The sequence below is a fragment of the Kitasatospora sp. NPDC057738 genome (genome assembly GCF_042798815.1).
Lineage (GTDB): Bacteria > Actinomycetota > Actinomycetes > Streptomycetales > Streptomycetaceae > Kitasatospora > Kitasatospora lactacystinica.
Window position 1 is genome coordinate 22,831 of sequence record NZ_JBHVJT010000011.1, and the last position, 14,062, is coordinate 36,892.

11 protein-coding genes are annotated in these 14,062 nt (G+C 71.7%); 7 read left to right on the top strand and 4 right to left on the bottom strand.

The features are described from left to right. Nucleotides 1–18: 18 nt before the first annotated feature. The 4 genes from ACFVGO_RS08260 to ACFVGO_RS08275 form a co-directional block, all read right to left on the bottom strand. A complete protein-coding gene (locus tag ACFVGO_RS08260) occupies nt 19–2,037 on the bottom strand; it encodes an ATP-binding cassette domain-containing protein (RefSeq protein ID WP_380352016.1) in 2,019 nt (672 codons plus the stop codon). Between the two features lie 148 nt (nt 2,038–2,185). Beyond that, nucleotides 2,186–2,398: a hypothetical protein gene (locus tag ACFVGO_RS08265; protein WP_380631136.1), complete on the bottom strand. Its 213-nt coding sequence runs from the start codon at nt 2,396–2,398 to the stop codon at nt 2,186–2,188. A 422-nt stretch (nt 2,399–2,820) separates the two neighbouring features. Next, nucleotides 2,821–3,489, bottom strand: a complete 669-nt coding sequence (locus tag ACFVGO_RS08270; protein ID WP_380352068.1) for a response regulator — start codon at nt 3,487–3,489, stop codon at nt 2,821–2,823. Between the two features lie 33 nt (nt 3,490–3,522). Continuing rightward, nucleotides 3,523–4,698, bottom strand: coding sequence for a histidine kinase (locus ACFVGO_RS08275; protein WP_380631137.1), 1,176 nt, complete (start codon nt 4,696–4,698; stop codon nt 3,523–3,525). 156 nt (nt 4,699–4,854) lie between these two features. On the opposite strand from ACFVGO_RS08275, the gene ACFVGO_RS08280 reads away from it, so the two are divergent. The 7 genes from ACFVGO_RS08280 to ACFVGO_RS08310 all read left to right on the top strand — a co-directional run bounded on the left by ACFVGO_RS08280 (nt 4,855) and on the right by ACFVGO_RS08310 (nt 13,989). Beyond that, nucleotides 4,855–5,580 carry an ABC transporter ATP-binding protein gene (locus tag ACFVGO_RS08280; protein WP_359904691.1) on the top strand — a complete coding sequence of 242 codons (726 nt, stop codon included), beginning with the start codon at nt 4,855–4,857 and terminating at the stop codon, nt 5,578–5,580. After that, nucleotides 5,577–6,917 (top strand): ABC transporter permease, encoded by a 1,341-nt coding sequence (locus tag ACFVGO_RS08285; protein WP_359904688.1) that lies wholly within the window; start codon nt 5,577–5,579, stop codon nt 6,915–6,917. The genes ACFVGO_RS08280 and ACFVGO_RS08285 overlap by 4 nt, the downstream gene beginning before the upstream one ends. 52 nt (nt 6,918–6,969) lie before the next feature. Continuing rightward, nucleotides 6,970–7,737, top strand: a complete 768-nt coding sequence (locus ACFVGO_RS08290) for a DUF4097 family beta strand repeat-containing protein (protein WP_380631138.1) — start codon at nt 6,970–6,972, stop codon at nt 7,735–7,737. A 220-nt stretch (nt 7,738–7,957) separates the two neighbouring features. Continuing rightward, on the top strand, nt 7,958–9,448 hold the full coding sequence (dacB, locus tag ACFVGO_RS08295; protein ID WP_380631139.1) for a D-alanyl-D-alanine carboxypeptidase/D-alanyl-D-alanine-endopeptidase: 1,491 nt from the start codon (nt 7,958–7,960) through the stop codon (nt 9,446–9,448). 338 nt (nt 9,449–9,786) lie between these two features. Further along, nucleotides 9,787–10,770, top strand: a complete 984-nt coding sequence (locus ACFVGO_RS08300; protein ID WP_380631140.1) for an ABC transporter permease — start codon at nt 9,787–9,789, stop codon at nt 10,768–10,770. A 175-nt stretch (nt 10,771–10,945) separates the two neighbouring features. Beyond that, a complete protein-coding gene (locus ACFVGO_RS08305) occupies nt 10,946–11,806 on the top strand; it encodes an ABC transporter permease (RefSeq protein ID WP_380631191.1) in 861 nt (286 codons plus the stop codon). Next, nucleotides 11,803–13,989, top strand: coding sequence for a dipeptide ABC transporter ATP-binding protein (locus ACFVGO_RS08310; RefSeq protein ID WP_380631141.1), 2,187 nt, complete (start codon nt 11,803–11,805; stop codon nt 13,987–13,989). The genes ACFVGO_RS08305 and ACFVGO_RS08310 overlap by 4 nt, the downstream gene beginning before the upstream one ends. The last annotated feature ends 73 nt before the right edge of the window (nt 13,990–14,062 follow it).

The window sequence follows — 14,062 nt, forward strand, 5'->3', positions numbered from 1 at the left end:
GTCAGCAGGGTCGGGCGGTCAGGCCCGGTCGGCGGTGCGGGGGTTGCGCTGTCCGGGCAGCGAGGTGGTGCCGTACTGGTGGGCCTGGAGCAGGTAGGCGGTGCGGTAGCTGCCGCGCCCGGGCCGGTCCGGGTCCGGCTCGTTGCCCATGAGCTGGTCGTGGGTGCCCTGTTCGACGAGCTCGCCGCCATCGAGGACGTAGATCAGGTCGGCGGCGGCACTGGCGGCCAGGCGGTGGGTGATCAGAACCACCGTCATGCCCTGGGCGGCCAGTGAGCGGATGCGGTCGAATGCGGCGATCTCGGCGGCCGGGTCGAGCGCGGAGGTCGGCTCGTCGGCGATCACCAGGTGCGGCGGCCTCGCGCCGGGGCCGGCAGTGGAGAACCGGAAGGCCGCTCGGGCGGTCCCGATCCCCTGCCACTGCCCGCCCGACAGCTGCACGCCTCCGATGAAGCCCTTGGCCGCCATGGTGTCCCAGCCGTTCGGCTGCTCGCTCAGCAAGGTGTCGAGCCCGGCGAAGTCGGCCGCGTCCCGGAGAGCCTGGCCGTCCTCCGCGTGTTCGGGGCGTCCGGCCGTGGTGTTGGCCCGGATCGTGAAGGGCCAGCGGACGAAGTCCTGGGCGAACAGGACGCAGGAGGAGAACAGCTGACGGCGGTCGGCGGTCCGGGTGTCCACGTCGTCCCACAGGATCCGGCCCTCGTCGGGTTGATAGAGGCCGACCAGGAGCTTGGCCAGCGTGCTCTTCCCCGCACCGTTGACACCCACCAGGGCCACGACCTTGCCCCGGGGGATGACCAGGGACACGCTGCTCAAGGACGGTGCGGTACGGCCGGGATAGGTGAACGTCACCTTCTCCAGGCGGATCTCGTCGGGCCGCTGCGGCAGGTCCGCACCCCCGGTGGGGATGGCCCGCTCGGCGGCGGCCGTACCGAGCCGCTCAAGATCCCGTACATACAGCGACTCCTCGAACATACGGTTCACACCGGTCAGCAGGGTCCCGACGGTGGCTGCGCCGCTGCGGATGCCGACGATGACGGTGACCGCGCCGGCCATCGGCAGCCGCTGGGAAAGCACGAGCCAGCCCAGCAGCGCGAACGTGAGCAGCGAGGCGGCGCCGGACGCCGCAGCGGTACCGGCCGAGGTGGCGGCCGCGGCCCCGGCCAGGCGCCGGCGTTCCCCCTCGGAGGTGCGCGCCATCTCCTCGTAGCACTCCAGCAGCCACCGGCCCACCCCGTGGACCCGCAACTCGGCCGCGTTCTGAGGCGCGGTGACCTGCTGGCAGATCAGGTTGGAGGCGCGGGCGTGCTGGATCCAGGCCATCACGGAGGCGTGCCTGCGCCGGGCGGTGCGTACCGCACCCCAGGCCCGGGGCGCGGCGATCAGCACCAGCATCGGCAGCAGCATCACGTTCAGGGACAGGATCACCCCGGCGGTCGCCGTCATGGTCAGCACGGCGCCCAGCACGGATACGGCCTCGCTGATCAGGCGCCGCACGGAGTCCGCTCCGAACCGCGCGCTCTCCAGGGTCCGCGCGAACTCCGCGTCCTCCAGGGCGGCGAGCTCGACCGAGTCGGCGTGCCGCAGCAGTGTCAGGGTGGTGATCCGCTCGACCTGGGGCTCCAGGACCGCCGCCGACCACGTGGAGGCCGACGACAGCCAGCTCGCCGCGCCGGTCGCCGCCCCCGCGACCAGCAGCGGAACCAGCGCGCGGTGCAGACTCTGCACGGCGCTGCCGCCGACCAGCAGTTGGGCCAGCACCCGGTTGGTCGCCACCAGCGCGACCGCGGCGAAGACGGCACGGCCGACCTCGGCGCACACCACGCCGACCAGGGGCCGCCGGTCGGCCCGCCAGGCCAGGCGCCAGGCAAGGACCAGCATGGCCGGGATCTGTCGGGCGACGCGGCGCAGCGTGGCATCGGCGGTGGCGCTCTCGTGCCGGGTGAACCCGAAGTCGTAGCCGAACCTGGCCCCGAAGAGGCGGAGTTCGCCGGGCGAGGGCCGGACGTCGGGACGGGGCGTTCGGCGTGGCCATTTCACGGGGCGGCTCCAGTCTCGTCGAGGGCACAGGCAGGGTGGCGGGCGGACACTGGCGTGGGCGGCGGCCGGGCGCACTGGCCTCCTGCGGCCGGGGCGAACCGGCGCCGTGCGGCGATCGCGAAAGGCTCACGGGTCGGCGGGGTCACGTTCACAGCGGCAGCACCCAGTGCAGGCCCGGGCCGCCGACGACGCGCTGCTCCTGGTCGGTCAGCTCCAGCCGGTAGGTGCCCGGTCCTCCGGCAGCGGCCCAGCGCTCGTGGACGTCCTCGGCGAGCTGCCACAGGGCGCGCGGGCCCCACTCGGTGACGGTGGCGCCGTCCGGGGCGATGCACCAGGTCCAGACGATTCGTTCGGGGTTCAACCTCCGCTCTTTCAGGAGAAGTTGGGAACTCACTGGGCCACCCTAGTGTCGGAGGAAAGCCGTCCGGGCCGGCTTGGCAGGGATTCCTCCGCATGGGGGACGAGGCGGCGCGTCGGCTGGCGCACGGTGGGTGCTGCGAGGAGCAGCCCGACGCGTCCGCCCGCTGGGAGGAAGCCGAGCGGCGAACCTCCCATGGGATGTGGGCGGGCAGGTGCCGGGCCGAGTTGTGCGGCGAGGACCGGGCCATCGTCCGGGCATGCCGAAGCGCGGCGGTCCCACGTCCTGCTCGGCCTCGGGGGCGTGGACACCGCCGGGGATCACCGGACGGTGGGGCGCGGCCCGTGGCCGAAGGCACGTTGCTCCTCCCCGCAGAGCGTCACCGGGCGGGGAGCCGTTCCGCTGTCCTGGTCCTGGCGGCACGGCTAGTTGTATTCGAACCAGGTCAGGATGGCCTTCACCCGGCGGTTGTCCTCGCCGGAGGGCATGCCGAGTTTCAGGAAGACGTTCCCCACGTGTTTGGCCACGGCGGCGCCCGAGAGGAACAGCTCTGTCGCGATCTCCGCGTTGGAGCGGCCTTCGGCCATGAGGGCGAGCACCTCCTGTTCACGGGCCGTGAGGCGGGCGAGCGGGCCCCGCGGCGGGTCGGCGCGGGTGACGTGGCGGACCACCTCGGGGTCGATCACCACTCCGCCGCCGGAGACCGTCTCGACGGCCCGCAGGAAGTCCGCCACTCTGCCCACCTTCTCCTTGAGCAGGTAGCCGACGGCCCCGTCGGCGCCCGGGCCGTTCAGGAGTTCGCGCACGTACGGGCCCGTGACGTAGGCGGAGAGGACCAGTACCGGCAGGTCCCGGTGCCGCGACCGAATGTCGATCGCGGCCCGGAGTCCGTCGTCGGTGTTCCCGGGCGGCATGCGGACATCCGTGATCACCAGGTCGGGGGCGGCTCCGGCGGCGGTGAGGTCGTCGACAGCGGCGACCAGTTCGTCGGCGTCCTCGCATTCACGGATCACGTCGTGGGCACTGGAAACCAGGATCTCCCGGATTCCGGCGCGTATCAGCAGACTGTCGTCCGCCAGGATGATTCTCACAATCGATTTCCCATCGCTTTTCCCTGTCGAGTTCCGTCACCACGGGGGTTGGGCCGGGGCGGATGCCACGACCTCCGTTCCGCCGCCCGGCGGGCTGATGATTTCGAGGTTCCCACCGACGCTTCGCATCCGCTCACGCAGCCCGGAGAGCCCGGATCCGGTGCTGATCCGCGCGCCGCCGGCGCCGTCGTCGCCCACCCGGACGCGGACGCCGCTCTCGGTGCACCGCATCTCGATCCGGGCGCTCCCGACGCCCGCGTGCTTGGCGATGTTCGTCAGGGCCTCGGAGACCGTGAAGTACACGGCCGTGGCGATCGGTGAGGAGAGCCAGGCGTCCGTACCGGTGCTGGTCAGTTCGACCTGCAACGGTGATCTGGCCACCAGTTCGCGGACGGCGGCGACGAGACCGAGATCGCTCAGTTCGCTGGGGTGGATGTCGCGCACCGTCTCCCTCAGCCGTTCGAGCGCGCGCTCCGCCTGGGCCTGGGCCTGGCGGGCCAGCTGGACGATCCGTTCCTGGTCGGTGGCCGTCGCTGCGGCTTCCAGGATTCCCAGGCGCATGACGAGGGCGACGAGTTCCTGCTGGGCGCCGTCGTGCAGGTCACGCTCGATGCGCCGGCGCTCGTTCTCGAAGGCCGCCGTCAGCGAGGCCCGGCTGGCGCGGAGTTCCTCCAGTTTCGCGAGCAGGTCGGGGTTCCGGCTCCCCGAGAAGGCCCGCAGGAGCAGGTCGCGGAGCAGGGAGATGCCGGCCAGCGCGCCCACGGTGACCGCACCGAGGGCGATTCCCGCGGGCACCGCCACGAGGGTTTCCCACAGGGCGGCCGGGGTGAACGGGCCGACTTTCGCGGCAATGCCGAAACCCCAGAAGACGGGGGAGAAAACCAGCGCCAGAGCGCCGACGAATCCGAAGAAGCCCACCAACAGCGAGAGCGCGGACAGGAGCGCGGCGGTGACGAACACGGGCAGGTCGGTCTTCCACACCGACCGTGCCCGCAGCCGACCGGCCACCCACTGCGGCCAGCTGCGGTCGACGGGTCGCAGCGGCATCGTCCGGACTCCGCACCACTGCGCCCTGGAGCGGTCCAGTTCGGCCACCACCGGAACCGAGACCGGCGCAGCGAGAACGGAAATCAGGAGAATCGGAAAGGCGGCCGCTGCGACGAATTCGGTCAGCAGTCTCCGGGCAACACGAATCTGCGCCATGATCAACATTTTCGCACAGTTCGGATGGGTCGGACGGTAGATCCAAGTCTACCTCCAATAGCAGTGCGGGCACCCGTGCACTCCACTGCCCGGCCTTGCTTTCCTTGGTTCATGCCATTCTCCACTACCGCTCCCGTGCCGTGCATTCGTTTGCGCGGCCTTCGGATGGAATTCCCCGTTCCCGGCCGCCGGGGCGATACGACGCGCGTCCTGCACGACATCGACCTGGAGATTCCCGAAGGCCGGCTGACCGCCGTCGTCGGCCCCTCCGGTTCGGGCAAGTCGACGCTCCTGCTCTGCACGGCCGGGCTGGAGCGGGCGACCGCGGGGTCCGTCGAGATCCTCGGGACGGACGTCCGCTCGCTCAGCCCCCGCAAGCAGGCCGCGTTCCGCAGCGAGAACATCGGCTTCGTCTTCCAGGAGTACAACCTCGTCAGCTCGCTGACGGTCGAGGACAACATCGCCCTGCCGGCGCGGCTCGCCGGCCGCCGGGTGCCCAGGGCGCGGGTCGAGGACGCCATGGCGCGGCTCGGCATCGCCAAGCACGCGCGGCGACGCCCCGACCGCCTCTCCGGTGGCGAGCGCCAGCGCGTCGCGGTGGCCCGGGTGGTGGCGAACCAGCCGCGGATCGTCTTCGCCGACGAGCCGACGGGTGCGCTCGACATCAAGTCGGGTCATGTGGTGCTCGACTGGCTGCAGGCGCTTCCCGCGCAGGGGAGCACGGTGCTCATGGTCACCCACGACCCTCATGCGGCCGCGCGGGCCGATCAGGTCGTGGTGATGGGGTCCGGGCGGGTACACGCCGTCATCCCCGGTGGCGACTCCCGCGCGGTGGGCGACGCCGTCCTCGCGGCGCAGTCGGCGGACGAGGCGGGCGGGGAGGAGTCGTGATCCGGCTCGTGCTGTCGGACATCCGCCTGCAGGCGTCGATGTGGTGGTGGACGCTCCTGTGCGCCACGGTCGGCGCGGCGTGCTCGGCGGGCTCGGCCATCGCGATGTTCACCGCCGTCTCGGCGGCGCGGGCGGCGGGTGACGCGCGGATGGTCTCCGCGTCGATCGCCCTCGGCGGCAACATCGTCTTCTTCACCGTGCTCGCCGCCGTGGGCATCGTCGCCTCCGCGGTCGGTCTGACGCTGACGACCCAGCGGCGCGAGCACGCCCTGTGGGTGATCCTCGGGATTCCGCGCCACCGGGTCAGGATCATCCTGCGGACGGAGCTGGTGGTGCTGGGCGCGGTGGCCGGCGCGCTGGCCGCACCGCTCGCCCTGCTGGTCGCGGGTGTCACCCTCGCGCAGTGGAAGGGGACGGGTCTCGAACTGCACGGGGCCTCGGTCGGGTTCCGGTTCTGGTACGTCGGCGTGAGCGTGCTGTTCGGACTGGTTCCGTGCCTGCTCGGCGGCTGGGGCGTCACCCGGCGGGCCGCCAGGACGCCGGAGATGCGCGCCTTCCGGGACTTCTCCGATCCCCCGGCGCGGCCGGGCGTGGCCCGCGGTGGCCTCGCCCTGTGCCTGCTCGCCGGTGTGGTCGGGATGTGGGTCCCCGGCCTGGGCCTCGAACTCAAGGGCGGGCTCGCCCAGCGGACGGCCTTCGCGTTCGCCGGGAACCTCTTCCTCGTCTGCCTGCTGCTGCTGATGGGGCCGTGGGTGCTCACCCCGCTGATGAAGCTCTGGACGGCGCTGGTGCCCTCGCGCGGCGTCGCCTGGCACCTTGCCGTGCAGTCGTGCCGGGCCCGCGCGACGAGGAGCGTCACCACGGTGCTGCCCTTCGCGCTCTCCCTGTCGTTCGTCGGCCTCTTCATGGTGATGGGGAAGGTCATGCCCGGAGGCAGCGCCGGGCTGGACAACATCCTGGTCGTGCTGGGCTGGGTCTTCGTCGTGTCCTGGGTCGGGGGCCTCGCCGTGATCGCCCTCGTCGGACGGGAGCGCACCCGTGACTCCGCCGTCGTGACGGTGGCCGGTGCGCGGCCGGGCGTGGTCACCCGGTCGATGGTCTACGAGGGGGCGATCTACGCGGGGACGGCGATCGTCTTCGGCGCGCTGTTCGTCGCCGTGTCGAGTCTCACCATCGCCCTGGGGGCCCGGATCGACGTCGTCCGGGTCCTGGCGGGCCTCCCCTGGGCCACGCTCGGGGCGCTCGCCGCCGGGACGCTGGTCACCACCTGCCTCGCGCTGGTCCTGCAGGCGGCCCGGGTGTCGCGCACGGTCGCGGTCCGGGCGCTGCGCTCGTGAACCGGGGTGCGGGAATCAACACCACCATGTTCGTTGACGAAGGAAGAATTCGATGGAACTGACCACGCGCACGCTTCTCGCCTTCGGCGGAGCCGCGCTCCTCGGCCTCGCCGCCACGGCCTGCACCACGGACGGCCCATCGGCCGACGCGACCGTGGAATCGAAGTCCTTCGACTTCGCCGGTGGCAGCCTGACCGTCAAGTCCGGTGCCGCCGACCTCGCGCTGGTGGCCGCCGACGTCGAGGGCGTTCAGGTGGAACGACGGGTCAGCGGCAGGAAGGTCGGCGGGGAGGTGGGGTCCGGCTGGCAGCTCGAAGGGGGCACGCTCACGCTCTCGCTGGACTGCACGGGGATCTCGGTGGACTGCGGCGCGAAGTACACCGTGAAGGTGCCGCGCGCCGTCGCAGTCACCGCCGAGAGCGGCAAGGGGCGCATCGAGGCCACCGGCTTCACCGCGGACTTCTCGGCCAGGACCGCCGGCGGCGACGTCCGGTTGTCGGATCTCCACGGAGCCGAGCTGGCCCTGGAAGGCGGCGACGGAAGCATCGAGGGCGACGGGATCTCCGCCCGGTCCGTCAGCGTCACGTCGCGGAACGGCCACGTCGACCTGGGCCTGGCCGCCGTGCCCGACCTGGTCGACGTGCAGAGCAGGGACGGCGACGTCGTGCTGGGCCTGCCGGAATCGAAGTACGCGGTCCGCACGGCCGCGAAGAAGGGCGACGTCACCGTGAACGTCACGAAGGACGACGCGAGCGGCCATTCCGTGGCCGTCCGGACCCGCAACGGCAGCATCGCCATCGGCACGGGCCGGAAGTCCTAGCCGCCGCGCAGCAGCCGGGCCGGAAGCGTTCGATCGAGCGCGAAAGTCGAACAGGAAAGAACGAATGTCAAGCAACTCCCTCTCCGGAATCAGGGCACCTCGGGTACGACGGCGTGCAGCCCTGGCGCTCGCCGCTTCGATGACGGCTGCCGTGGCGATGACGGCGTGCTCCCACAACTCCACGGACAACTCGGCCTCTCCGGCACCGGGTGCCGCACGGGTGAGCGCCGACCTGCAGAAGCTCATGAGTGCCGCGCCGTGGTCGTCGGGCCAGTGGGGCCTGCAGGTCGCCGATCTGCAGACGGGGAAGGTCGTCCAGTCCAAGGGCGCCGATTCCCAGTTCATGACCGGTTCGACGGCCAAGACCTTCGCGGTCAGTGCTGCGCTCGACGTCCTGGGCGACGACCATCGCTTCCGTACGCCCGTGGTGCATTCGGGTACGGTCTCCGCGGACGGGCGGCTCTCCGGCGATCTCATCCTGGTCGGGAGCGGCGATCTGGCACTCGGTGGGCGGACCACCGCGTCGGGCGGACTGGACGTCCCCGACTTCGACCACTACGACGCCAACGCCGTACCCGGCATGGCGACCATCACCGGAGAGGATCCGCTGGCGGGTGTCGACGAGCTGGCTCGACAGGTCGCGGCCAGTGGAGTCCGCCATGTCGACGGCGACGTGGTGATCGACAACCGACTCTGGGATCCGGTGTCGATCGGCGGGGTGCCGGTCACTCCGACCATCGTCAACGACAACCTGATCGACGTGCTCATCACACCGGGCGCACCCGGCGAGCCGGCCAAGGTCGACTGGCGCCCGAAGACGGCCGCCTTCGGCGTCGACGCGCTGGTGACGACCACGCCCGCCGGAAGCAAGCCGGCGGTGACGACCGAAAGCGTGAGTCCTGGTCACATTCGGGTGCGAGGCTCCGTGCCCGCGGACGCGAAGGCTCCCTTCGTGACGACCTACCAGGTTCCCGACCCGGCGGCGTTCGCCCGCACCGTCCTCATCGAGGCACTCGCCAGAAACGGCGTCAGCGTATCCGCCCCCTCGCTGGGAGCGAACCCCGACAGCAAGCTTCCTCCGTCGGCGGAAGTGAGCTCGCTGCCGGTATCGGCGACCTACACGTCTCCGCCCTTCAAGGAGTACGCAAAGCTGATCAACAAGGTCAGCCACAACCTCGGGGCGAACCTTCTGCCGCCGCTGATGGCAGCACACGAGGGGCAACGAACCTATGCGGACGGCATGAAGATCGAGAAGGAGTTCCTCGCTCGCGCAGGCGTGGATCCGAATTCGGTGAGCCTCGTCGACGCCCAGGGCCTCCCCGGCGACAAGGCGACGCCGACCGCCCAGGTGGCGCTGCTGCGGCACCTGGCACGACAGGACGACTTCGACGTCTTCTACGACTCCATGCCGAACATGGGCGTCGACGGCTCGCTTGCCGACGTCATCGAGCACACCGATCCCGCCGCAGGACACATCCGTGCGAAGACCGGCACCCTGGTCAGTTCCTACCAGGGCAAGCTGGCTCTCGGCACGAAGGCACTCGCAGGCTATGTCGATGCGAAGGACGGCCACCGCTACGCCTTCGCGATCTACGTGAACAACATTCCGGTGCCCAGTGACTCCGTGAGCGATGCCATCGACCTCGCGCTCAAGGCCAACAAGCAACTGGGAGCGATGGCCGCCACCATCTACAAGTCGCCCAAGGCGTGACGGGCAGCCCGGTAGCCAGGCGCTCGGCTGGGGTCTCCCAGCCCCGCTGCCGGGCCCCGGGGCCGCGCACGCCTCCGGGACCCGGCAGCCACTGTGGCCTCTCCCACCTGCGAATTCAACGAATTGTGACGCGAACACCTCCGCGTGCTGCGGGGGCGTTTCGTCTTCGTGTCCACATGCCCTGATCCCTGGCGCCACCTGTCGCTCGCACACAGACTGGCTTCTGCACGGTCGTGCAAGCACCCCTTGGATCGAGGAAGTTCCATCCGCATGCCCAGTTCCCCCAGACCCGGCGCTCCCCAGCCGCACCCGCCGCATCCGGTGGGGAGGTGCCGTCCGTGCTCCGGTACGTGACACGCAGGGCGGCGGGCTGGTTCCTGGTGATCGCCGTGGCCACCAACGCCACGTATTTCCTGGCCAGTTGGTTCCTCGACCCGCGTTCGAACTTCAAGGAGCTGCGCCCGGTCCGCACCGAGGAGCAGATCTCCCGGGCCCTGGCCCCCTACAACCTCGACCCGCACGAGCCGCTGCTCCACCGCTGGTGGGACTGGCTGACCGGGGTGGTCCTGCGCTTCGACTGGGGCCGCTCCCCCGTCGGGGTCCGGGTGAACGGGGAGATCGGCTACCGCTCCCTGGTCAGCGCCGAACTGGTGATCGGCGCGACGGTCCTGTCCGTCGTCGTCGGCGTCGCGCTCGCGGTCCACACCGCCTCGCGCCAGTACGGCTGGCGGGACCGGGCCGCCCAGGCCCTGTCCATGGCGCTCTTCAACGTCCCGGTGTCCATCGCCGCCCTCGCCCTGGTGCTGCTGGCCATCCGGCTGAACGAACAGGCGGGTTGGCACTTCCTGTACGTCGCGGGGGAGAACTCGCCCGACGTGGAAGGGTTCTGGGCGACGATCGGCGACCGGCTGCTGCACCTGATCCTGCCGACGCTGACGCTCACCCTGACGGGGTACGTGGGCTACCACCTCACCCAGCGCTCCCTGCTGCTGGACGTCATCGGCTCCGACTTCGTGCGCACCGCACGGGCCACCGGGCTCACCCGCGCCCGGGCGATCCGCCGGCACGCCCTGCGCACCGCTCTGATCCCCACCGCCCAGTCCGTGGCCTTCAGCATCCCGGCCGTCTTCACCGGCGCGGTCCTCACGGAGACGATCTTCGGCTGGAACGGCATGGGCCAGTACTTCATCCAGACCATCAGCAAGAACGACGTGCACGGCACCGTGGCGACCGCCGCCTTCGCCGCCGCCCTGACCGCGGTCGGCGCGATCCTCGCGGACATCGCCACCGTTCTTCTCGACCCGAGAGTGCGGGTGAGCTGAGATGAGTACCCCCGTGACCCCTGTGACCCCTGTGAGTCCCGACGCGACCGCCGAAGGCGTCCCGGCCACCGCACCCGGGCCGGCCACCGGTCCGCTGCTCACCGAGCAGGACGGGCGGGACGGGCGGGGCGTGCGCGACGGACATGACCGGCACGACCTCCACGACGGTCGCTACCTGGGACGGCGCCGCCTCTACCTGCGGCGCTTCCTGCGCAACCGGACCGCGGTCGCCGGCGTGGTGATCTTCCTGCTGCTCGTGCTGTTCAGTGCGCTCGGCGACCTGTTCACCCCGTACGGCTACGCGGACACCGACTTCTCGGCCCTGACCCAGTCCCCCGGCGCCGAGCACTGGTTCGGCACCAACCAGGGCGGCAACGACGTCTACGCCGCCGCGGTGCACGGCCTCCAGCGCTCGCTGGTGATCGCCGTGACCGTCTCCCTGCTGACCGTCGCCATCGCCGCGGTCGTCGGCGCGGGCGCCGCCTACTTCGGGGGCCGGGTGGAGAAGGCCACCCTCGCCCTCATCCACTTCCTTCTGATCGTGCCCTCCTTCCTGATCCTCGCCCTGGTCTCGCACCGGCTGGCGGGCGACTGGCGGGTCCTCGTCCTCGTCCTGACGGTGTTCGGCTGGATGTCCACCGCCCGCGTGGTCTGGTCGGTGTCGACGTCCCTGCGCGAACGCGACTACGTGCGCGCCGCGGAGTTCATGGGCGTGCGCCCCCTGCGCATCGTGGTGCGCCACATCATCCCCAACCTGGGCTCCCTGCTCATCGTCAACCTCACCCTGGGCGTGGTCTCCACCGTGCTCAGCGAGACCGCGCTGTCCTTCCTCGGCTTCGGCGTCCAGACCCCCGACGTGTCGCTGGGCACGATGCTCGCCGACGGCGCGGGCACCATCACCAGCGCCCCCTGGCTCTTCGCCTTCCCCGCCGGGCTGACCGTACTGCTCACCGTCTCGATGACCTTCGTCGGCGACGGCCTGCGCGACGCCCTCGACCCCACGTCCACCACCGGCGCGGCCGGAGGCCGACGATGACCCTCGCACCCGCCCACCGCACCGGGCCCACGCCCGGGCCCACCGGCCTCACCGAACCCAGTGGCCTCACCGGCCCCGCCGGGCCCGCACCCGTCCTGTCCGTACGCGACCTGCGCGTCTCCTTCCCCTCCGAGGCCGGACCGGTGGAGGCCGTGCGCGGCGTCGACTTCGACCTCCTGCCCGGGCGCACCCTGGGCATCGTCGGCGAGTCCGGCTCCGGCAAGTCCGCCACCGCCCTCGCCGTCATGGGCCTGCTGCCGCCCACCGCGCGGCTCGGCGGCCGGATCCTGCTGGGCGGCCGCGACCTGGCCGCCATGGGCGACAAGGAGCTCTCCCGGGTGCGCGGCAAGGACATCGGCATGGTCTTCCAGGACCCGATGTCCGCGCTCACGCCCATCTTCAGCGTCGGCCGGCTGCTCTCCGAGGCCCTGCGCGTGCACCGGGAGCTGTCCAGGAAGGACGCCTGGGAGCAGGCGGTGGAACTGCTCGACCTGGTCGGCATCCCCGACCCGTGCGAACGCGCCAAGGCGTTCCCGCACGAGTTCTCCGGCGGCATGCGCCAACGCGTCGTCATCGCGCTGGCCATCGCCAACAAGCCATCGGTGCTCGTCGCCGACGAGCCCACCACGGCGCTCGACGTCACCGTCCAGGCGCAGATCCTCGACGTGCTGCGCCTGGCCCAGCGCGAGACCGGCGCCGGTCTCGTCCTGATCACCCACGACCTGGGCGTGGTGGCCGGCCACGCCGACGACGTCGCCGTCATGTACGCCGGACGGATCGTCGAGCACGCGAGCGTCGACGAGCTCTTCCGCCGTCCGACGATGCCCTACACCGCCCGCCTGCTGGCCAGCATCCCGACCGTGGACGGCGGCGTCCAACGGCCCCTGGTCCCGGTCGGCGGAGAGCCGCCGTCCCTGGTCGGCCTGCCCGGCGGCTGCCCCTTCGCGCCCCGCTGCACGGTGGCCCGGGACGTGTGCCGGACCACCGAACCGGACCTGACCGCGCCGGACCTGACCACGCCGGACTCGACCGCAGCGGACTCGACCGCGCCGGACCTGACCGCACCGGCCGGGCAGCCCGGGCGCGCCGCCTGCCACCGCGCGCAGGAGATCGCCGACGGAAGCCTCGACCCCGTCGGGGCGGCCGCCCCCGTGCCACCGGCCGCGTCCGGGGAGCGGACCGCCGGCGACGTGGTCCTGCGCGTCGAGGACCTGGTCAAGACCTTCCCCGTCACCAAGGGGGCCCTGCTCAAGCGCCGGGTGGGGACCCTGCACGCGGTCAACCACGTCAGCTTCGAACTGCGCGCGGGCGAGACCCTGGGCCTGGTCGGGGAGTCCGGCAGCGGCAAGACCACCACGCTGCGCGAGGTGCTGCGGCTGCGCGCCCCCGAGGGCGGGCGCGTCGAAGTGGCCGGCACCGACGTCGCCACGCTGCGGTCGGCCGCCCAGGTGCGCGAGCTGCGGCGCGAGGTCCAGATCGTCCTCCAGGATCCGACGGACGCCCTGGACCCCCGGCTGACCGTCTTCGACCTGCTGGCCGAACCGCTCCAGGCCGCCGGCGCCGACCGGACGGCCATCCGCTCCCGGGTCACCCGGCTCCTCGACCTGGTGGGCCTGGACCGCGCCATGGGCGACCGCTTCCCCGCCGCCCTGTCCGGCGGCCAGCGCCAGCGCGTCGGCATCGCCCGCGCCCTGGCCCGCGAGCCGAGGCTGCTGGTCCTGGACGAGCCGCTGTCCGCCCTGGACGTCTCCGTGCAGGCCGAGATCATCAACCTGCTCGCCCGGCTGAAGCGCGAACTGGGCCTGGCCTACCTGGTGGTGGCGCACGACCTGGCCGTGGTGCGCTACTTCTCCGACCGCATCGCGGTGATGTACCTCGGACACGTCGTCGAATCCGGCGCCACCGAGGAGATCTTCGCCCGGCCCCGGCACCCGTACACGAAGGCCCTGCTGTCGGCGATCCCGGTCCCCGACCCGGAACGCGAGCGCCACCGCGAGCGCATCGTCCTCGCGGGCGAGCAGCCCAGCGCCGCCCGGCTGCCGCAGGGCTGCGTGTTCGTCGACCGCTGCCCGCTCCACCGGGAGGCCGACGAGAGCGTACGGGCGCGCTGCCGCACCGAACGGCCGGCGACCGTCGGCACCCCGGGCGGTGCCGACCACCAGTACGCCTGCCACGCGGTCTGACACCCGCCACCCCGCACCGCCTCATCCCGCCCCGTTCCGCCCCACCCTTCCCCTTCTCACCGATTACCACCAA

Excerpts from the sequence above, each read along its gene's own strand:
- ACFVGO_RS08275 (WP_380631137.1), bottom strand. The coding sequence starts at position 4,698 with ATGTTGATCATGGCGCAGATTCGTGTTGCCCGGAGACTGCTGACCGAA.
- ACFVGO_RS08280 (WP_359904691.1), top strand. The coding sequence starts at position 4,855 with ATGGAATTCCCCGTTCCCGGCCGCCGGGGCGATACGACGCGCGTCCTG.
- ACFVGO_RS08290 (WP_380631138.1), top strand. The coding sequence starts at position 6,970 with ATGGAACTGACCACGCGCACGCTTCTCGCCTTCGGCGGAGCCGCGCTC.
- ACFVGO_RS08310 (WP_380631141.1), top strand. The coding sequence starts at position 11,803 with ATGACCCTCGCACCCGCCCACCGCACCGGGCCCACGCCCGGGCCCACC.